This is a genomic window from Sediminibacterium sp. FW305-C-49 (assembly GCF_058231085.1).
On the sequence record NZ_JBIQXS010000001.1, the window covers coordinates 234,934 to 255,743 of the forward strand.

Annotated in this window: 10 protein-coding genes, 2 tRNA genes and 3 rRNA genes; 7 read left to right on the top strand and 8 right to left on the bottom strand. The window is 43.1% G+C overall.

Going from position 1 to position 20,810, the window contains the following annotated elements; genetic code table 11:
• The first annotated feature begins 138 nt into the window (after positions 1-138).
• On the top strand, positions 139-5,775 hold the full coding sequence (locus ACH3Z1_RS01005) for a cadherin-like beta sandwich domain-containing protein (protein WP_490819980.1): 5,637 nt from the start codon (positions 139-141) through the stop codon (positions 5,773-5,775).
• A 50-nt stretch (positions 5,776-5,825) separates the two neighbouring features.
• Here ACH3Z1_RS01005 and ACH3Z1_RS01010 read toward each other — a convergent pair whose 3' ends face one another.
• Positions 5,826-7,169 (bottom strand): DUF5689 domain-containing protein, encoded by a 1,344-nt coding sequence (locus ACH3Z1_RS01010; RefSeq protein WP_490819981.1) that lies wholly within the window; start codon positions 7,167-7,169, stop codon positions 5,826-5,828.
• 10 nt (positions 7,170-7,179) lie between these two features.
• Positions 7,180-9,732 carry a TonB-dependent receptor gene (locus ACH3Z1_RS01015; protein ID WP_490819982.1) on the bottom strand — a complete coding sequence of 851 codons (2,553 nt, stop codon included), beginning with the start codon at positions 9,730-9,732 and terminating at the stop codon, positions 7,180-7,182.
• 119 nt (positions 9,733-9,851) lie between these two features.
• On the opposite strand from ACH3Z1_RS01015, the gene ACH3Z1_RS01020 reads away from it, so the two are divergent.
• From ACH3Z1_RS01020 to ACH3Z1_RS01045, 6 genes are all read left to right on the top strand, one after another.
• Complete coding sequence (locus ACH3Z1_RS01020; protein WP_490819983.1) at positions 9,852-10,901, top strand: endonuclease/exonuclease/phosphatase family protein; 1,050 nt, start codon at positions 9,852-9,854, stop codon at positions 10,899-10,901.
• Between the two features lie 222 nt (positions 10,902-11,123).
• Positions 11,124-11,477 carry a 30S ribosomal protein S6 gene (gene rpsF, locus ACH3Z1_RS01025; RefSeq protein WP_295200107.1) on the top strand — a complete coding sequence of 118 codons (354 nt, stop codon included), beginning with the start codon at positions 11,124-11,126 and terminating at the stop codon, positions 11,475-11,477.
• 2 nt (positions 11,478-11,479) lie between these two features.
• Positions 11,480-11,743 (top strand): 30S ribosomal protein S18, encoded by a 264-nt coding sequence (gene rpsR / locus ACH3Z1_RS01030; RefSeq protein ID WP_133473151.1) that lies wholly within the window; start codon positions 11,480-11,482, stop codon positions 11,741-11,743.
• A gap of 88 nt (positions 11,744-11,831) precedes the next feature.
• A complete protein-coding gene (gene rplI / locus ACH3Z1_RS01035; RefSeq protein WP_490819984.1) occupies positions 11,832-12,278 on the top strand; it encodes a 50S ribosomal protein L9 in 447 nt (148 codons plus the stop codon).
• Positions 12,279-12,533: 255 nt separating this feature from the next.
• Positions 12,534-12,929 carry an RNA-binding regulator gene (gene rbp / locus ACH3Z1_RS01040; RefSeq protein WP_133473155.1) on the top strand — a complete coding sequence of 132 codons (396 nt, stop codon included), beginning with the start codon at positions 12,534-12,536 and terminating at the stop codon, positions 12,927-12,929.
• A 101-nt stretch (positions 12,930-13,030) separates the two neighbouring features.
• Complete coding sequence (locus ACH3Z1_RS01045) at positions 13,031-13,915, top strand: aldo/keto reductase (protein WP_490819985.1); 885 nt, start codon at positions 13,031-13,033, stop codon at positions 13,913-13,915.
• Positions 13,916-13,919: 4 nt separating this feature from the next.
• Here ACH3Z1_RS01045 and ACH3Z1_RS01050 read toward each other — a convergent pair whose 3' ends face one another.
• From ACH3Z1_RS01050 to ACH3Z1_RS01075, 6 genes are all read right to left on the bottom strand, one after another.
• Positions 13,920-15,203 carry a sensor histidine kinase gene (locus tag ACH3Z1_RS01050; RefSeq protein WP_490819986.1) on the bottom strand — a complete coding sequence of 428 codons (1,284 nt, stop codon included), beginning with the start codon at positions 15,201-15,203 and terminating at the stop codon, positions 13,920-13,922.
• Positions 15,204-15,510: 307 nt separating this feature from the next.
• Positions 15,511-15,621 (bottom strand): 5S ribosomal RNA (gene rrf / locus ACH3Z1_RS01055).
• A 70-nt stretch (positions 15,622-15,691) separates the two neighbouring features.
• A 23S ribosomal RNA gene (locus tag ACH3Z1_RS01060) occupies positions 15,692-18,496 on the bottom strand.
• 237 nt (positions 18,497-18,733) lie between these two features.
• Positions 18,734-18,807, bottom strand: a tRNA-Ala gene (locus ACH3Z1_RS01065).
• A 33-nt stretch (positions 18,808-18,840) separates the two neighbouring features.
• A tRNA-Ile gene (locus ACH3Z1_RS01070) sits at positions 18,841-18,914 on the bottom strand.
• An 80-nt stretch (positions 18,915-18,994) separates the two neighbouring features.
• A 16S ribosomal RNA gene (locus ACH3Z1_RS01075) occupies positions 18,995-20,525 on the bottom strand.
• Together the 16S, 23S and 5S rRNA genes with 2 tRNA genes alongside form the textbook arrangement of a ribosomal RNA operon.
• Between the last annotated feature and the right edge of the window lie 285 nt (positions 20,526-20,810).

Below are 20,810 nucleotides of genomic sequence, written 5' to 3' on the forward strand. Positions count from 1 at the left end.
AAGAAAGTACCAAACGGTTGCAAACTGACAGGTTGACAAGTTATCCACTTTAATAAAATTTAATGATCAATTGATCCCGGGAAAAAATGTCATTTCGGTTGGATCGCTACATTTGTTGTCCAAAACAAACTCAAATCCATGAGAAAACTGTACCTGAGCCGCTTCATTGGAATCTTATGCCTTGCCGTAATTACTATCGTTACCCAGGCCCAAACCATCGGATGGAACTTTACCACAGCCACCCCTACCACTACTACCGCAAATATTACCGCTTCCGACATGGGCAGGGGTAATAATAATGGCAGCACCAATGATCTGATCACCAGTACTTCTGCTTCAAACACTTACCCCGGTTTTTCTGCCGGAGGTAATGCGGGTGTGGCAGCAAGAGTTGGCGTGCTGAACCAGGCCGCAAACGGAACTGCCTACTTTGAATTCACGCTTACTCCTTCCAATGGTTATACCTTCAATTTAACGGGTATCAGTTTTGGTACCAGAAGTACTGGTACGGGCCCACAGGCATATACCGTAAGATCCAGCGCTGATAACTTTGCTACAGATATTGTTGTAGGAACCATCAGCAATAACAGTTCATGGAATTTAAAAACACATACAGGTCTTACCTTCAGTGCCACAACAGCCACTACTTTCAGAATCTATGGATACAATGGTGCCGGCTCTGCCGCCGCTAACACAACCAACTGGCGTATTGATGATCTTGTTTTGTCGGTTAACGCAAATGTTCCTACCAATATATCCACCTTATCTTCTCTTGTATTGAGCACAGGTGCTATAACACCTTCTTTTGCATCCAACAATTTCACCTATAGCAGTACAGTTCCTGCTGCCGTTAGCAGCATTACCGTTACACCTGTTGCTACAGATGCTCTTGCAAACATCAGTGTAAATGGTTCGCCGGTTACAAGCGGAAATAATTCGCAGGCCATTGCTTTAAATACCGGTGTCAATAATATATCCGTACAGGTAACAGCACAGGATGGTATCACTGTTTCAACTTACAGCGTTCAGGTTACTCGCGAAGTACCGGGCAATCCCTTATTATTTGCCAACCCTGTAAGTTTTGATGTTGGCAATCAATGTATCAATACCATCACCAATGCTTCTTTCACCGTTAACGGAACCGATTTAGATGGAAGTCCGGTTACCATTACTGCACCTGCTGGCTTTGGTATTGCTACTACAGTCAATGGAAGTTTTGGAAACATTATCCAACTGAATTATACCGGCAGCACTTTAAATGCTACTACTGTTTATGTGCGATTTGCACCTGTTGCAGTTCAATCATACCAGAACAGCTTTACCCTTTCGGGCGGAGGCGCATCGGTTTCGTATCCTGTAAATGGCAGTGGCGTTAACAATAGTGCTTCGGTTAATACGCAACTCATCAGCAATATAGGTTTCAGCAATGCTTTACTTGCCGGAAATATTACCTATGCTGGTTGCTCACCCGCTTCTGCTTATGGATTTGAATACAGCAACACCAATAATTTTGCCAATGGAACCGGTACCGTAGTTTCTTCCACTAATTTATCAGGCAACAATTTTAGTGCTCTGCTCAATGGTTTAAGTGCCAATACCATTTATTATGTAAAAGCATTTGTTACAAATGCCGGCGGAACAGCTTACGGTCCACAACAATCTTTTATTACCACTGCACAGCCAGTCATCATGGCACAGCAGACCGCACTAGCCTATACCCAAAACTTTGATAATATTTCTAATTGGACCAATGGCTTTACCTCCGACAATGGTGCCATCAATTTCGGCCCTGTTGCTATAAATGCCACTGGAAGCATTCCAAATGGCATCAGAACAACCACTGCAACAAATAGTTTCAGCAGCGGATCTACCGGTGGTGTGCAGCGTGGAAGCAGCGGAAACCTTGTTTTACTGGCAACTGGCGGCACCGATAATACAAGCGCTTTGGCAGTTGATCTTTTACTCGATTTCACTGGCGTAAATGCAGGAACCATTGGTTTTAACTGGGCCTCTGTAAACAACAGTACCGGCGACAGAAAAGGATCTCTTCGTATATATGGCAGTATCGACGGTATTAATTTCTCTGAAATTACAGCAGCATCTGTTTTGAATATTACCAACAATGTTCTTACCAGCGGAACAATATCTGGAATTGCATTGCCTTCTAATTTCAGCAATCATCCAAATGCCAGACTGCGATTCTATTATTACAATGGCAGTGGAGGAACAACTGGATCAAGACCTAAGATCAGTATTGACAATCTTATTGTAAGAGGGTATACACCTGGTGATATAACTGCACCATTGGTAAATAGTTATAACCCTGCTCCAGGCTCAACAGGCATTACGCCTTTCGGTTCAATATCGCTTTCATTCAACGAAACCATTGTTCCGGGAACGGGTAATATTACTTTACACAATACCACCAATGGTACAAGTCAGGTATTCAACATAAATGATCCAGCCATTACCATCGCTGCAGAAACAGTAAGTCTGAATACGAATCTTGCTGCATTCAAATCGTATTATGTAACCATTGATGCAGGCGCTTTGGTTGACCTGGGTGGAAATGCTTTTGCTGGCATTGCTCCGAATACATGGAGCTTTAGCACAGGAGCACCTCCTACCAGTTTTAATTTTAATGATTGCGTTAATAATCTTCCCGGAGGTTTTACACAATATAGTGTTAGCGGTGCCCAGGTTTGGGGATGTACTACGTTTGGTAAAACAGGAAACGGTATTCAGATCAATGGTTTTGTAAGTGGTGCCCAGACCAATGAAGACTGGCTTATTTCACCTGCTTTTGATTTATCTGGTTTTGATTATCCATTGTTGAGTTTTGCATCGCGTGTTCGTTTTGCAGGACCCTCTTTAAAACTCATGGTCTCCACAAATTATACCGGAACGGGCGATCCTAACCTGGCACAATGGACAGAAATCAATGGCCGGTTTGCAGAACCTGAATCCGATGTATGGACCACCAGTGATCAGATTGATTTGACTGCCTATAAAACTGCAAATGTACATGTGGCTTACGTGTACACTTCCTCTCCCACTTTAAATGCGGCCAGATGGACACTTGATGATTTCAGCATTATCAACTCTGCAACTCCGGCTGCACCTGGTGTTGATATCCGTGGCGGAAATATTGATTTTGATTATGTAGCCAATGGACAAACATCTGCCAACAGAACATTCTCTGTAGAAGGATATAATGTAGCAACAGATATCCATGTAGCTGCACCAAGCGGATTTGAGATCAGTCTCGACGGCACCAGTTTTGGTTCTTCCTTAACCATTCCTGCCGCTAACGCCAATACACGCAAAACCATTTATGCACGTTTCAGACCTGTAGCTGCCGATCAAAATTACACAGGCCAGCTTAGTGCGGTCATTACAAATATCAATATCACTGTAACGGGTATGAGTTTTACAGGTACTTCATTGAGAACATTGAAAGTCGTGAACTGGAACATGGAATGGTTTGGCAGTACCGCATCTGGTTTGGGACCAACCAACAAAGATCTTCAGCAGCAAAATGTTCAGACAGTATTGAATACACTAAAAGCGGATGTATATGCACTTGTTGAAATTGTTGACACATTACGTTTTAAAGCTGTAGCCGAAGCTTTACCGGGCAATTATGGATATGTAGTAAACAGCTATGGTTCTTACGCCGATGATGTAAACGACCCCGATTATGCCGGTGCACAGAAATTAGGTTTCATCTACAATAAAGATGTGGTGAAAAAATTGAGTGCAAGACCTATCCTGAAAGCAAGTACCGGAAATGCTTTTAACAGTTGGGCCAGCGGACGTTTTCCATTCCTTATGCAGGCAGAGGTAACACTCAATGGTGCGACAAGTGTGGTTGATTTTATTGTGATACACGCCAAAGCAAATACAGGTAATACTGCAGATAAAATTGAAGGCTATGAAAGAAGAAAAGCAGGCGCCGATGAATTAAAAGATTCACTCGATGCATTCTTCCCGAACAGCCGTATCATCATACTCGGTGATATGAATGATGATTTCGACAAAACCATTACAACTGAAATGACACCGGTTACCGTGAGCTCATACAGTTCATTCCTGAATGATGCCACTAATTATACACCCATTACTTTGCCATTAAGTTTAACGGGTAACAGTTCAACCGCATCTTTCCCTGATATGATTGACCATGTCATCACTTCAAGTGAAATGAGTATTGCCTATGTACAGAATTCTGCAAAAGTGTTCAGGGATGTGTTAACGCTGATCAATGGTTATGCAAGTACCACGTCTGATCACTTCCCTGTTATTACAAAATACGACTGGCGTTATTTTAGCAAACCAACTATCAGCGTTACCGATCTTGGATTCTTTACAGATCCGGGTACATGTTCAACCACTACAACATTACCAACACCTGCTGTAACAGGTTTCAATACTATCGTGTCTATCACAAGCGATGCACCGCAAAGCTTCCCTGTTGGCGTAACAAAAGTTACCTGGACGGCCACAGATATTTATGGCAACAGCAGTATCAAAGAACAACTCATTACGGTTACCGACAATCAAAAACCAACCATCCAGGCACCTGCAGCCATAAGTGTTGTAAATGACAATGGAGCATGTTATGCAACCATTGCCTCATTGGGCGCAACTTCAGTGGCCGACAACTGCGGTATTGCATCGGTTACCAATAATGCACCGACCCAGTTCCCGGTTGGTACTACCATTGTTATCTGGACAGCGACTGATATTCACGGAAATATATCAGACACTGCTCATCAATCAATAACCGTTATCGACAACCAACCGCCAACATTGGTTACAAAATCAGCAATAGTTATGCTTGTAAATGGTGTAGCATCGGTTGCTGTAAATGACATCAATAATGGCAGTTCTGATAATTGTGGAATTGCGAGCATGAGTCTTGCGAAAACCAGCTTCAATTGCAGCAATATTGGCAGCAATTCAATACTGTTTACAGTTACAGATGTTAATGGCAACACATCATCCACTAATGTGATGGTATTTGTTACAGGTAACAATGCGTCTGCAAGTATCAGTATCACACCATCAGAAACAACCAACACCGGTGGTATTGCCAGCAATATCTATCTTGGATATGGTGCACAATCTGCTACATTGAATGTGGTTGCAACCGGTGGTGCACCTTACACTTACAGTTGGACAGGCAGTACAGGCTTAAACAACTATAATATTGCTAATCCTGTATTTGCACCAACAGCTGCAGGTAATTATCAGTTTACTGTAACCGTTACCAACGCAAACGGATGTACCGCTACAGCTTCTGTAAGCTTCTGTGTGAAAGACATAAGGGTACCGGGTAGCAATGGCAAGAAAGTGTATCTCTGCCACAACAACCAGACTCTTGAACTGAATACCAATGCAGTAGATGCTCATTTACGCAACCATTCCGGAGATAAACTGGGAAGCTGCACTCAACAGGGATGCAGTGTTGTTTATGGAAACAGTTCGGTAAATGATGCAGCAAAAGCCACTGAAGAAGTTGCTGACCAGCTAAGCGTTGTTGTATTGCCGAATCCAAGCAATCATTATTTCACACTCAAGCTGACTGCAAAAAATCAGCAAGCTGTTCAGTTACGCATAACTGATGCAAGTGGCAGAGCGGTGGAAAGCAGGAATAACTTGAATGCCAATAGTACAGTACAGGTTGGTCATCGTCTGAATCCAGGTACATATTATGCTGAACTGCTGCAAGGGCGGGAAAGAAAAGTAGTACAACTGATCAAGATCAGGTAATGAATGATCTTTAATAAATAAAAACGCCTCACTAAGTGAGGCGTTTTTATTTAATTACCCAGTACTTGTATTTGATCAATTCTGAAAGTAGTGGTAAGTTTTGCTGCTTGTGCCGGCGGATCGCTACCCTCATAACGAAATGCAATATGTATTTTCCCTTTCAAGGCATGTAAACTGATATCACCTGACGACACCCATTCTTTTGCATAACCTGAAACGGAACCCTTTGATATAATGGCATCAAATCTGTTCCACTTTGCTTTCCATGGTGAACTGCTTCCATCATAATTCGTGGAATATAAAACCTGTAATACAGCCCCATTGTCGAACCCATCTTTCGTTTGAAAACGCAATATTTCGTTGGAAGAAAAATCAAGATCAATACGCGGCATAATCAGCCAACTGATGACAGACTGTTCTCTTGTAGCAAAAGCACCGATTTCAGCATAGGTATTTCCAGATACTGTTTTTGCCAGGAAATAACGATCTCCTGTTTCCGCAATATGCATCCAGTTATGCAACTGAATGACACTATCGTTCAACTGGCCTGAAAAATCTTCCACAAACATTTGTTTGGGTCCTAGCTGTGTACACCTTAACCCATCGAGTTTTACATCACTGGTATCTCTGAGTAATAATTGTTTTTGTGTTCTGAAAATACTGTATACACCTGTTATCTCACCATTGCCTCTGGCTGTTAAAGCAGGTGCAAAACGGGCAAAACCACCGGTTCTTACATATACAGTTCCTATTCCACAGGTTCTCAGTGTATGACTTACCGCCTGTTTGTTGATGGCATCGGCATAAGGTTTTCCTGTGTCGGAACTGGCGAATTCAACATTCATCAATGTAATCAATGTGCTTTGAAGGCTGTCATCCAACTCCTTTATGGTTACTTTCTTAGGCAGCAGTATTTGCTGTAATGGCCCCTTGATCAATATTCTGTCGAATAACGGTTGGGGAACGGAAGACAATTGTGGCGACAAAGGATCAGAACGATCAACACCTGCACCCAATTGAATCATTCCTGCATAATCGCCCATCCACAACCCTTTTAGTCTTACAAATATTTTTCTGCCAACCGGGTATACATTGAACAGAGAATATCCATCCAGCCGGATGGTAATACCGCCTGTACTATCCTGTATAACGATCGATTTATAAAAATTGTCGGTCTGATCGTTGGCAATGACGACCCCTTCGATGATCAGATCATCCATGATTTTTTCGAAATTATTGAGCAGGTGCAATTTCTTAAGCGCCGCAATACTTGTATTGGAACTGACCATGGGACCATTGTATTCCGGCGGTTCATCAAATGGTTTATGACAATTACTGATACCCATTAAAAAGGGAACGGAAAGCAATAAGTAAACACAGGTTTTCATTTTCATATATCATGGGTTAAAAACTCAGTGAAACAGACAGGGCATAATTCAACCCATATCCATAAAATAATTTGGGAGGGAAACGATCAGGGTTCTTTGTTTCCTGATCAAAACGGAGTTGCTCATAACCGCCGGTAATTATGCTTTGTTTATTTAACAGGTTATTGATGCCAGCGGTACAGAAAAATCGAACTGGCTTTTTATGGTATACATTTCGAATGGAGAAGCCCTTCCCTATAAATACATTCAGCAACACAGCAGAAGCTAACCTGGACTGCTTAATGATCTTATACCATTGTTCGCTACCTTTTTGAACGCCTTCGAGTACTTCATAAGTTCTTCGCAACGGATTAAACTCCAGCCATTGGTCATTATAAAAACTGGCGTTTGCCTGCAGCAAAAAAAAATTTGCTGTGCGATAGCCGATACCTGTTCCTATTACCTGTTGAGGTGAACCGCCAATGCGAAAGTTTTTTGAATAAACTTCCATTTTATCGAGCAAAGCTTCGTTGTTATCAAGACTCACTGTTACAGATTGCCTGCTGGTAAACAGATGTAGAGCTTTGGTAAAAGCGAGTGTCCACTCCCATCGCTCATTCAGTTCCCAGGAAATAGCCGACTCAACACCTGTGTATTGACGATCGATGTTTTGTATCGCATAATTTACAAAATTCCTGTAACCGTCGTGATAAAACGTGAGAACATTCATTCCATCACGTGAACTCGTATGATAAAAGCTTACACGGGCTTTTAACTTATGTAACAATAAACGATACATGATTTCTGTATTAACCAATGTTTCGCTCATTGGATACTCCTGCCGGGTGTCGCGCATTCGCGGAGCGATATATACATTATCAAATAAAGGTGCTTTGCTTTGTGCCTGCACTAAAAAACCAAGTGTATGTTTTGCATGCAACTTCAATGTCAGCCCTAGCTTTATGTACGGATCAAAAAAATGATTCGTAACAGCATCCCCTTTCGAGTGCCGTGGAAAAAGACCGTTTCGTACCAGACCGATACGTTTAAATGCTGTTTTGGAAAAACGGATACCCAGGAGATAATCCATTCGCTTTGTCTGATGCTCCACTTCTGCCCATATATTGGTGAGTGCAATAGAAGATATATAATCATACCCATATTGATCGCCCTGGCGGAGAATACGATTCGGACGATCCATATCAAATTGAATGGCTTCCTGGTTTACCGGAAAATCCGTTTCAGCAAACTGGTTCCGGTTTACATAAAAATCTGCTCCTAAAAGGTCATACACTTTTTTATACTGATGATTTTGCTGATAGCTGAATTGAAAACCGGTCGCAATATTCCAATTGTTATTCCACCTTGCCCGGTAATGACTACTCAACAAACATCTTTTTGTATTAACCACCCTTTGCTCGAGTAAATAATGGGCACGCTTGCCTGATACAGATTGGTTTGTTCCATTTGCATCATCAATTCGTTCAAAAGAATTACGATTAATGGTATAAAGCTGCAGCCAGTTGATCTGTTGTAAGTCTTTATTCTCCCGCCATGCTTCAGTTACCTGGCCTTGCAGTAAACTATCTGTTTGATAGGCTGGCAGATAACGATAATAATCTGGTCGCGGATCTGCTGCCTGGTACCAATCCAGACCGGTATCGGTTCTTTTACCTGCTACAGCTCCCAGGCTTGTGATCCATGCCGACTGGTTATCGGGATTCCATTCGTAAGAAAGAATAGCAACAGGCATATGCTGACCTGTAAGTGCCGCATTTCTTTTCCTGCCTTGCTGGTAACCCCAGTTCGGATTATACGCTATGCCCATTAAATCTGTTACAGTTGCGGTAACAGCAGCCTGTTTGCCGTATTGCTGTATGGAGCCAAAAAGAATCAATGACAGCAACCCTGCTTTTTTAAATTGTTTATCGATGGCGGCATAATACGCTACCGATTCGTATGAGCAACCTGTTCTGTACCCTTCTGAAGCCATGCGAACATTTGTTGCCATCGCCCATGACCATCCTCTTTGATTGAATTCTGTTGCATAAGAAAAATGATAGCGATGCGTATAAGTTCTGTTGGATCTGGCATAACCCCATTGCAGTTGCTTTCGTTGTGCAAGTGCACGCATATCGGTACTGGTTGTAATACCCGGATCGCCGAGCCAGTTGTCTTGAAAACGATGGGCTGTAAAATCAATACTGTTTCGCATTACTTGTGAAAGACCGTTCCACAATGACCATGCAGGATTTCCCTGCTGAAGGTCGTTCAACAATAACCCATTGATGAGTGTAGCAGAAAGAGATGCATCGTACCCTCTATACCTGAAACGCATGGCGCTGAAATGAAAGGCTGCCATTTGCAGAAACACATCTTTCTCTCCATACAATGGCGATACTGTGGCTGCTGTTGTACTTCTTTCCTGTTCAGACATCAACACAGCGTTCGCTTCCATTGATTCCTGGCTTAGCAAAAGCTGTACTAAACTACTGTCGTATTTAGCAGGAATGGTATCTGTTTTGTTGAGTGAAGCAAGCACTTCCAGACAACAGCACAAATGAGCTGCACAAAAAATAAAACGCATCATACAAATTGTTTCACTCAAAATAGAAATCAACAAAACAACTTGCATAACCATCGATCATTTTTGCGGGAAATACGGTCATGAAAAGATGTATTTAGCGTAATCATTTTCAATTTTTTGTTATGAAAAACATCCTCTTCATACTGGCCGTATTACAATTCTCTTTAACCGCTTCATCACAAGTGAAGCGATATCAGGTTGCCGTAATTGGTTTTTACAATTTGGAGAATTTATATGACACCATTGACAATCCTTTAATCAACGATGATGATTTTACACCGCAGGGTGTAAAGAAATATAGCACTGCTATTTTCAAAGACAAACTCAATAAACTATCAAGAGTTATCAGTGAGATAGGAACAACTTATGCTGACAATGGTTTAATTATACTGGGTGTAGCAGAAATTGAAAACGACACGGTACTGCAGTTTCTTGTTCAGCATCCTGTTTTACAGAAAAGAAATTATCATATTGTACATGCTTCATCAAAAGATGCCAGAGGTGTTGATGTAGCCCTCCTTTACAATCCCTCTTATTTTATTCCGCTTGAAGCACAAAAATTATTTGTGGCTTTACCGGGTAATAGTAAGGACGAACGTTTTACAAGAGATATTTTATACTGTAAAGGTTTATTGCATTCAGATACGGTACACATTTATGTAAGTCACTGGCCAAGCAGAAGAGGTGGTCAGAAAAGAAGTGATCCGGCTCGTATGGCTGCGGCTGGCGTATGCAGAAAACATATTGATTCGATTCAGGTAAAAAATCCTGCTGCAAAACTGATTGTGATGGGTGATATGAATGATGATCCGGGTGACAGGAGTATCAGGGAAGGATTAAGGGTTAAAGAGAAAACAGCAGCACTTACACCGGGCGATTTATTCAACCCGTGGGGTAGTTGGCTGAAAAAGGGGGTGGGTACTTTGGCGCATCGGGATCGTTGGGGTTTGTTTGACCAGATCATGCTTTCGCAAAGCTGGCTCGATAAAAACAGCCCCGGTTACCATTTTTTCAGGGACCATATCTACAACCCGTCCTATCTGGCCGAGTACACTGGGCGCTACAAGGGCTATCCTATGAGAACCTGGGAGGGAAACCGGTACAGGGGTGGCTACAGCGATCATTTCCCGGTTTACATGGTTTTTCTAAGAAATGCAGCTGATTATCAATGAGTCCGGAAGACCGAAAGTCGGAAGTCCGAAAGCAGGCAGGTATTATATCTTTACAGCCGAAATAATTTCCGGTCTTCCGGTCTTTCCGACTTTTCCTTCCTTTTTTCCTTCCAATCCCTTACCTTTGCAGCCCCAAATCTGTTATTGGCAGATTTTCCCCTGACAGCAATGTTGGAGGAATCCACTGGGAAAAACCAATTTAAAAACCTAAAAATTCAGGTAATGAGTAATTACGAATTGATGGTGATTTTCACTCCGGTGCTGTCTGAAGAAGATTTCAAAGCTTCCCAGAAGAAGTACGAAGATTTCATCAAAGAAAATGGTGGATCTACTGTATTCAGCAACCCATGGGGTTTAAAATCACTGGCTTATCCGATCCAGAAAAAAACAACAGGTATTTACTGGATCCTGGAGTACAGTGCTCCAACTGATCTCAACGAAAAATTGAAGATCCAGCTTTTACGTGACGAGCAAGTAATGCGTCACATGGTAACCAAACTCGATAAATACGCCGTCGAGTACAACTACAGAAAAAGAAATGGCGGATTTGCTGTAACTGAAAAAACGGAGGGTTAATCATGGCAAAGAATGAGATCAAATACCTGACCGCTATCAAACAGGAGAAGCCAAAGAAAAAATTCTGCCGCTTCAAAAAATATGGCATTAAATACGTTGATTACAAAGACATCGAGTTCCTGAAGAAATTCATCAACGAGCAGGGTAAATTATTGCCTCGCCGTTTGAGTGGTAACTCACTGAAATATCAGCGTAAAGTATCTGATGCAGTTAAGAAAGCACGCCAGATGGCGCTGTTGCCTTATGTAACGGATCTGTTGAAGTAAAATTAATTAGTCACCTTCCCTAATCCCGGTAAAGTCGGGAGACAGAGACATGATATTCTCTGGGCTCTTGGGAACTAAACAAACAAACATGCAAGTAATTTTAATTCAGGACGTAGATAACCTGGGTGGTCGTAATGAACTGGTAAACGTTAAAAACGGTTATGCCAGAAATTTCCTGATCCCACAGAAGTTCGCTGTAGAAGCAAATCCTTCTAACCTCAAACAATTAGAAGAGCGTTTGAAAGTACAGTCGAAGAAAGAAGCGGCCATGCTGGCTGAGATCAATAAAGTGATCGAAGTGCTGAAAGCCTCTCCTGTTAAACTGGGTGCTAAAACCGGTACCAGTGGTAAAATCTTCGGAACCATTACTTCTCTGCAGATTGCCCGCGCTATCCGTGACCAGAAAGGTTACGAGATCGATCGTAAGCGTATCAGCATCGTAGACGACGTAAAAGAACTGGGTGCTTACAAGGCTTCTATTGATTTTGGTAACGGTCATGTTACTGAAGTTGACTTTGAAGTAGTAGGCGAATAATCGTCCGAAAACAAGTTTTTCCTGCCCCCACAGTGTACTGTGGGGGCTTTTTCATACCGATTTGTCGGTATTTTTTACTGATTTTGACCTAAAAAATCCCCGGGGCGAAAAAAACTTGTCAATCCCCCAAATTCCCTATCTTCGGTAGTCCAATGAAAGGTCTTCCATATCTCAGAACGTTTTTACGTAAATGTTTCAGGATTTTTGGTTGCTGGTTTCTCATTGGTTTTTGATCACTTAATTTTTAAAAAGAACATGAACATTTACGTTGGAAATCTGAACTGGAACATGACCAGTGATGATCTGCAGAACCTGTTTACTCCCTATGGTGAAGTAACGAGTGCCAAAATTGTTACCGACAAATTCAATAACGACCGTAGCAAAGGTTTCGGTTTCGTTGAAATGTCTGATGACGAGGCTGCCCGTACTGCTATCAGTGCCCTTCACGACACAGAAGTGTTAGGTCGCAAGATCGTAGTAAACGAATCTACCCCACGCCCTGAAGGTGAAAGAGGCGGCTTCAAAAAGAAGAGCTTTGGCGGCGGCGGCGGCCGTGGTGGATTTGGTGGTGGTGGCAACCGTGGAGGCGGTGGCGGATACAACCGCGATCGTGGTAACGGTGGCGGCGGTGGTGGATATAACAGGTATTAATCTACTACAACTACAGCATTTTCAAACCCCGACAGTTAACATTGTTGGGGTTTTTTATGTTTACTGATGAACATTTCTATTCCTTTCTTTAATTTGGAGGCATGAATACAGTATCTGTAATTAAAACACCTGTAGCCGGTTGTATGCGCTGGGGAAAATGGGGTACAGGTTTTTCCACCGCTGATTATCTGCAGATGATTGAAGCCTGTCTTGAAAATGGTATTACTGCTTTTGATCATGCTGATATCTATGGTGGTTATACTACGGAGGCAGAATTCGGTGCTGCTTTACAGGAAAACCCTTCTTTACGGGCACATCTGCGTATCATTAGTAAATGTGGTATTCAGATGAAAACAGAAAACCGCCCTTCACACCAGGTAAAATCGTACAATACTTCTGCCCAGCATATTATCAGTTCGGTAGAACAGTCTCTTGAAAACTTTAGAACTGATCATTTAGATTTATTGTTAATTCATCGGCCTGACCCCTTGCTGGATCCTGCCGAGGTTGCTACTGCTGTTGAGATGTTGAAGCAGCAGGGAAAAATTCTTCAGTTCGGTGTATCTAACTTTTATCCTCATCAGGTTGAAACGCTGATGAAATATACTAGGATTGAATATAACCAGCTTGAAATTTCCATTTTACATCTACCACCTTTTACCAATGGTATGCTAGATCAATGTATGCAATACCAGATTGTACCAATGGCCTGGGCTCCTTTGGGAGGTGGTATTCTGAATGATGACAGCCACCCGAGATTCAGAAGTATCATCAGCACGGCTACTGTACTGGCCGAAAAATATGAAACCGGTGTAAATGAGATTTTACTGGCCTGGTTACACAGGCATCCTTCAGGCATTTTACCCGTTATAGGTACCACCAAAATTGAAAGACTTATTCAAGCTAAAAATGCGTCTGGTATTATTTTAGAGAGAGAAGACTGGTTTAAATTGTTAGCAGCTTCCACCGGTGAAGATGTAGCGTAAGGGGTCAGCTATTTGAAATGGGAATTCGTACAGAGAACACTGTCCCTTTGCCTTCTTCACTTTCGACAGTTATTTTCCCCTTATGTTGTTCCACTATTTGTTTACAAATAGAAAGCCCCATACCAAAGCCTTTTTCGCCGGCTGTTCCTGTTCTTTTGCCATGTCCAAATAAGTCGAAAATATTTTCCTGTTTTTCCTGGGGTATTCCAATGCCGTGGTCGGTCACTGTGATATAGGCAAAATTAGGTTCTCTTTTTGTGTGTATAATAATTTCAGAATTTTCTCTACTGAATTTAACAGCATTTGTAATCAGATTGGCCATTACCCTTTCTATACGATCCACATCAATATTTACGGGCAGGTTCTCTACACAATATTGAACATTCACCCGAATTTTTTTTCCCCTTGCTCTGAATTCAAAAGAAGGATACCATTCGCTGAGTTGCTGATTCAATTCTACTTTTTTAAACTGACCCGTTTCATTTCCACTATCACTGTGTTGCAATAAATCGTTGATTAACATCAGTGCACTATGTGATGCATGATCAATCATGGCGAAGAACTTTAATTGTTCCTCTTTTGAAATATCTCCAGCCTGTATCAATTTAGTGATCCCTGAAATATTGGAGATAGGTGTTCTAAGATCGTGTGCAACAGTTCCCAAAATTCTTTCTTTCTGGTCTTGTGCAAACCTCAACTCCATATTGGCATTTTCTAACTGGTAGAGATTTTTAAAATAAATAGTTTTGAAATACAGGAGTGCCAGTATGAAGAGAAGTAAGGGTAAAAACATTTTCAAACAGGTAGCAATAATCTCCGGAATGGGTAAACTCTCCAGATTGGGTGTATAGGTCAATCTCAGAAAAACAAATACCAGTGCGGTACCCATAGCGTAAACGAGGTATTGCCAATCTTTATCAAAGAGAATAATGGCCGCTAAAATCATCAGTAAAAATCTGTATTCACCCGAGTTGTGATAGATATAAGATGCGATCATCGATAACACAGTCAGCGATACCAATACTACTACCCTCAATTGTTTATACCTGTCTTTTATAGCAATCCAAAGTGCAACACCAAAACTGATAAGTTGTGCGATATTAACCACCGCCGGAAAATATGCGTTATGTGCCAGGTTGATGATTAAGGATAGAATGGCAAAGGGCGAACCTATCAGGATAAACAGGTTAAACATGTATGCCCGCTGTGTTTCAATGAAAGATGTATCAGCGTGAACACCGGTACGTAGAAATTTCTGAAAAAGGTTTAGTTTCTTTTCCTGGGTCATTGGATATGTGTAGGGGCTAGATGTAAAGTAACGAAATAAGTAATAAGAAAGGAGTTGTTGAAGGAAAATAAAACAACTGAGTGATTTACTTATAAAAGAAAAAAAGTTGAATAAGAAACTATCAGTAGAGACTCTTAGATGATTGCATCAAACAAAAAAGCCTCACTGAATAAACAGTGAGGCTTCAATAAATATGGCAGCTACCTACTCTCCCATCCGCCTGAGGCGGAAAGTACCATCGGCCATCATTTTTGTTTAGTATACGGCAATAAAAAAGCCCCACCGGTTAAGATGAGGCTTTCAATAAATATGGCAGCTACCTACTCTCCCAGCAAAATGCAAGTACCATCGGCCATGGGGGACTTAACTTCTCTGTTCGGAATGGGAAGAGGTGAACACCCCCGGCAAAACCACCATAAGATTTTAAATCATGGTAATAAACCAGTGACAATAAGTTACATATTGGGAAGGAAATGATAACAAGAAAAAAAATAAAGCTTACGGGCAATTAGTACTACTTGGCTTTGCTGTTACCAGCTTTACACCTATAGCCTATCAACGTCATAGTCTTTGACGACCCTTAAAAGTAAACTCATCTTGTGGAAGGTTTCACGCTTAGATGCTTTCAGCGTTTATCCTGTCCGTGCATAGCTACTCTGCATTGCACCTGGCGGCACAACAGATACACCAGCGGCACGTACGACCCGGTCCTCTCGTACTAAGGTCATGTCCACTCAATTTACTAGCGCCCACCACAGATAGGGACCGAACTGTCTTGCGACGTTCTGAACCCAGTTCACGTGCCACTTTAATCGGCGAACAGCCGAACCCTTGGGACCTTCTCCAGCCCCAGGATGTGACGAACCGACATCGAGGTGCCAAACCTTACCGTCGATATGAGCTCTTGGGTAAGATCAGCCTGTTATCCCCGGAGTACCTTTTATCCTTTGAGCGATGGCCCTTCCATGCAGAACCACCGGATCACTTTAGCCAGCTTTCGCTCCTGCTCGGCGTGTTTGCCTCACAGTCAAGCACCCTTTTACTAATGCGCTCTACGTACGATTACCAACCGTACTGAGGGTACCTTTGCGAGCCTCCGTTACTTTTTAGGAGGCGACCACCCCAGTCAAACTACCCACCATGCAATGTCCCCTTGTTCAGGGTTAGGTTCTAAGCAACAAAAGGTTGGTATTTCAACGATGACTCCACAATGCCTGGCGACACTGCTTCAAAGTCTCCCAACTATCCTACACATTTGTTGCTCAAAATCAATGCAAAGTTGTAGTGAAGGTTCACGGGGTCTTTCCGTCCCGTGGCGGGTAACCGGCATCTTCACCGATACTACAATTTCACCGGGCTCGTGGAGGAGACAGTGTTCAACTCATTAGACCATTCGTGCAGGTCGGAACTTACCCGACAAGGAATTTCGCTACCTTAGGACCGTTATAGTTACGGCCGCCGTTTACTGGGGCTTCAGTCAGGAGCTTTGGCTTGCGCCGAACACCCTTCCTTAACCTTCCAGCACCGGGCAGGTTTCAGGCTCTATACGTCAACTTACGTTTTTGCAGGGCCCTGTGTTTTTGTTAAACAGTTGGTTGAACCATTTTACTGTGACCGCATCGCTGCGGTACGCTTTATCCCGAAGTTACAGCGTCAATTTGCCTAGTTCCTTCTCCACGGCTCACCCGAGCGCGTTAGAATACTCATCCCGTCTACCTGTGTCGGATTCCGGTACTGGCTGCTATACTCGCTTTTCTTGGCAGGGATTTTATGGTTTCGCTTTGTCCGAAGACTCCACTCAGGCGTACACTTCCGTCCGTACGCAACCACCACGTCCCTGCGTCACTTTTAATGCATAGCAGGTGCTGGAATATTAACCAGCTTTCCATCAGATGCCCCTTTCGGGTTTTCCTAAGGACCAGACTAACCCTGATCCGATTAACGTTGATCAGGAAACCTTAGACTTTTCGCGTTAAAGTTTTTCACTTTAATTATCGTTACTTATGCCTACATTTTCTTTTGAAATCGCTCCAGCATACGTCGCCGTACACCTTCTGTGCAGATTTCAATGCTCCCCTACCACTTCCGCACAAGGCGGAAATTTAGAACTTCGGTTCGTAGTTTGATGCCCGATTATTTTCCGTGCAGGATCTCTCGACCAGTGAGCTGTTACGCACTCTTTAAATGAATGGCTGCTTCCAAGCCAACATCCTGGCTGTTATAGAAATCCCACCTCGTTTGATCAACTTAACTACGTATTAGGGACCTTAGTTGCTAATCTGGGTTATTTCCCTCTCGGCCCTGGACCTTAGCGCCCAAAGCCTCACTGCTGCAGATATTTATTAGCATTCGGAGTTTGTCAGGGTTTGGTAGGCGGTGAAGCCCCCTAGCCCAATCAGTAGCTCTACCTCTAATAAACTTCTATATGCAACGCTGTTCCTAAAAACATTTCGGGGAGAACGAGCTATCTCTCAGTTTGATTGGCCTTTCACCCCTATCCACAGGTCATCCCAAGACTTTTCAACGTCAACGGGTTCGGTCCTCCAGTTAGTTTTACCTAACCTTCAACCTGCCCATGGATAGATCACAAAGTTTCGCGTCTACCCCAACTGACTAATCGCCCTATTTGGACTCGCTTTCGCTTCGGCTCCGTTAAATATGAACTTAACCTCGCCAGTTAGGAGTAACTCGTAGGCTCATTATGCAAAAGGCACGCCGTCACTCATATTGCAGAGCTCCGACCGCTTGTAGGCGCACGGTTTCAGGTACTATTTCACTCCCCTGTTCGGGGTGCTTTTCACCTTTCCCTTACGGTACTGGTTCACTATCGGTGTCTGAGGAGTATTTAGCCTTACCAGATGGTGCTGGCAACTTCATGCAAGATTCCTCCGGTCCCGCATTACTCAGGATACTGCTCGTCCGCATTAATTTGTACTTACAGGGCTATCACCTGCTATGGCTCATCTTTCCAGATGATTCAGTTTGATAATGCTTTCTAAATGCAGTCCTATAACCCCGGATCGGCACGCCGACCCGGTTTGGGCTATTCCCTTTTCGCTCGCCACTACTTAGGGAATCACTGTTGTTTTCTTTTCCTCCCGGTACTTAGATGTTTCAGTTCTCGGGGTTGGCTCTCTTTCGAGTAATATACCTTCAGTATATTAGGTTGTCCCATTCGGAAATCTACGGATATAACGCTCGTGTGCAGCTCCCCGTAGCTTATCGCAGCTTACCACGTCCTTCATCGCCTCTCAGACCCTAGGCATCCACCATGCGCCCTTATTCGCTTTAAAAAATTTATCAGTTATGACCTTGCATAAGAGTCATAACCTTCTTGTTATTGATTTCGCTTTCCCAATATGTCAAAGAGCTAAAGTAAAAGTGTAAAGAACCAAGATTCAAGAACCAAGATTCAGGTTACAACTTATACAGTTGCAGATGTTAAGGATTCGATCCTTTTGGCCTGTTGCCAACATCTAATGTTTGAAAGAACTTTTAAAACCGCACCCTCTCACTTATTCTACTTAATGTGGAGGATATCGGAGTCGAACCGATGACCCTCTGCGTGCAAGGCAGATGCTCTAGCCAACTGAGCTAACCCCCCATGGTTTTAGCTTCTGAGTTGAAGCTTAACTAGTAGACCCGACCAGAGTTGAACTGGTGACCTCTACATTATCAGTGTAGCGCTCTAACCAACTGAGCTACGGGTCTGATTCGGGTACTAATAGTACTTTTTAAAGAACTAAATAATGAAAGTTTGTGAAAGCAACAGCCGGTTAAAGCCGTCTCTAAAAGGAGGTATTCCAGCCGCACCTTCCGGTACGGCTACCTTGTTACGACTTAGCCCCAGTCATCGATTTTACCCTAGGCAGCTCCTTACGGTTACCGACTTTAGGTACACCCGACTCCCATGGCTTGACGGGCGGTGTGTGCAAGGTCCGGGAACGTATTCACCGTATCATTGCTGATATACGATTACTAGCGATTCCAGCTTCACGTAGTCGAGTTGCAGACTACGATCTGAACTGAGAACAGGTTTTTGGGATTGGCTTCACATCACTGTGTTGCAGCCCTTTGTCCTGCCCATTGTAGCACGTGTGTAGCCCTGGGCATAAAGGCCATGATGACTTGACATCATCCCCTCCTTCCTCACGCCTTACGGCGGCAGTTTCATTAGAGTTCCCAGCATTACCTGTTGGCAACTAATGATAGGGGTTGCGCTCGTTGCGGGACTTAACCCAACACCTCACGGCACGAGCTGACGACAGCCATGCAGCACCTTACTATCTGTGTATTGCTACAAAATGAGCTTTCACCCACGGTCAAATAGCATTCTAGCCCAGGTAAGGTTCCTCGCGTATCATCGAATTAAACCACATGCTCCACCGCTTGTGCGGACCCCCGCCAATTCCTTTGAGTTTCAACCTTGCGGTCGTACTTCCCAGGTGGGATACTTAATGCTTTCGCTCAGACACACACAGTGTATCGCGTATGTCGAGTATCCATCGTTTAGGGCGTGGACTACCAGGGTATCTAATCCTGTTTGATCCCCACGCTTTCGTGCCTCAGCGTCAATATATGCGTAGTAAGCTGCCTTCGCAATAGGTGTTCTATGTCATATCTAAGCATTTCACCGCTACATGACATATTCCGCTTACCTCCACAATATTCAAGACAGATAGTATCAATGGCAGTTCTGGAGTTAAGCTCCAGGATTTCACCACTGACTTACCTGCCCGCCTACGCACCCTTTAAACCCAGTGAATCCGGATAACGCTTGCACCCTCCGTATTACCGCGGCTGCTGGCACGGAGTTAGCCGGTGCTTATTCATCTGGTACCGTCAAGTGACGAAGAATCGCCTTTTTTCGTCCCAGATAAAAGAAGTTTACAATCCAGAGGACCTTAATCCTTCACGCGGCATGGCTGGTTCAGACTTGCGTCCATTGACCAATATTCCTTACTGCTGCCTCCCGTAGGAGTCGGGCCCGTGTCTCAGTGCCCGTGTGGCTGATCATGCTCTCACATCAGCTACTGATCGTAGACTTGGTGGGCCGTTACCCCGCCAACTATCTAATCAGCCGCACACCCATCAATAAGCGCCGAAGCTATAATAATAATGTGATGCCACATCATTATGTTACGGGGTATTAATCCAAATTTCTCTGGGCTATTCCCCACTTATAGGAAGGTTGTGTACGTGTTCCGCACCCGTTTGCCGGTCGCCATCAAATGTATTGCTACACTCATGCTGCCCCTCGACTTGCATGTATTAAGCCTGCCGCTAGCGTTCATCCTGAGCCAGGATCAAACTCTCCATTGTAAATGTTGTTTGATCTGACTTAATCTCAAATAATCGAAATTAACGTCGGATTGTGTTAATTGTTTTTGATTGCTGTTAACCTTACAAGTAAACTAATTTGTAATTATGTTTAATTGTGCTGTTGCTTCCAAACTTTCAAAGATCTTTTCGACTCTTTCGAGGCTACCCATTTTGTTGGGGTTGCAAAGGTAAGAGTCTTTATTTTATCAGCCAAAATTATTTGAAGAAATTTCAAACTTTTTTTGCTGTCAAAATCACTTTAAGAACTACCGTTTTTTTCAAACG

What these genes read in the sequence shown, in the direction of transcription:
- ACH3Z1_RS01005 (WP_490819980.1), top strand. Translation starts at nt 139, where the DNA reads ATGAGAAAACTGTACCTGAGCCGCTTCATTGGAATCTTATGCCTTGCC.
- ACH3Z1_RS01010 (WP_490819981.1), bottom strand. Translation starts at nt 7,169, where the DNA reads ATGAAAATGAAAACCTGTGTTTACTTATTGCTTTCCGTTCCCTTTTTA.
- ACH3Z1_RS01015 (WP_490819982.1), bottom strand. Translation starts at nt 9,732, where the DNA reads ATGATGCGTTTTATTTTTTGTGCAGCTCATTTGTGCTGTTGTCTGGAA.
- ACH3Z1_RS01020 (WP_490819983.1), top strand. Translation starts at nt 9,852, where the DNA reads ATGAAAAACATCCTCTTCATACTGGCCGTATTACAATTCTCTTTAACC.
- rpsF (WP_295200107.1), top strand. Translation starts at nt 11,124, where the DNA reads ATGAGTAATTACGAATTGATGGTGATTTTCACTCCGGTGCTGTCTGAA.
- rpsR (WP_133473151.1), top strand. Translation starts at nt 11,480, where the DNA reads ATGGCAAAGAATGAGATCAAATACCTGACCGCTATCAAACAGGAGAAG.
- rplI (WP_490819984.1), top strand. Translation starts at nt 11,832, where the DNA reads ATGCAAGTAATTTTAATTCAGGACGTAGATAACCTGGGTGGTCGTAAT.
- rbp (WP_133473155.1), top strand. Translation starts at nt 12,534, where the DNA reads ATGAACATTTACGTTGGAAATCTGAACTGGAACATGACCAGTGATGAT.
- ACH3Z1_RS01045 (WP_490819985.1), top strand. Translation starts at nt 13,031, where the DNA reads ATGAATACAGTATCTGTAATTAAAACACCTGTAGCCGGTTGTATGCGC.
- ACH3Z1_RS01050 (WP_490819986.1), bottom strand. Translation starts at nt 15,203, where the DNA reads ATGACCCAGGAAAAGAAACTAAACCTTTTTCAGAAATTTCTACGTACC.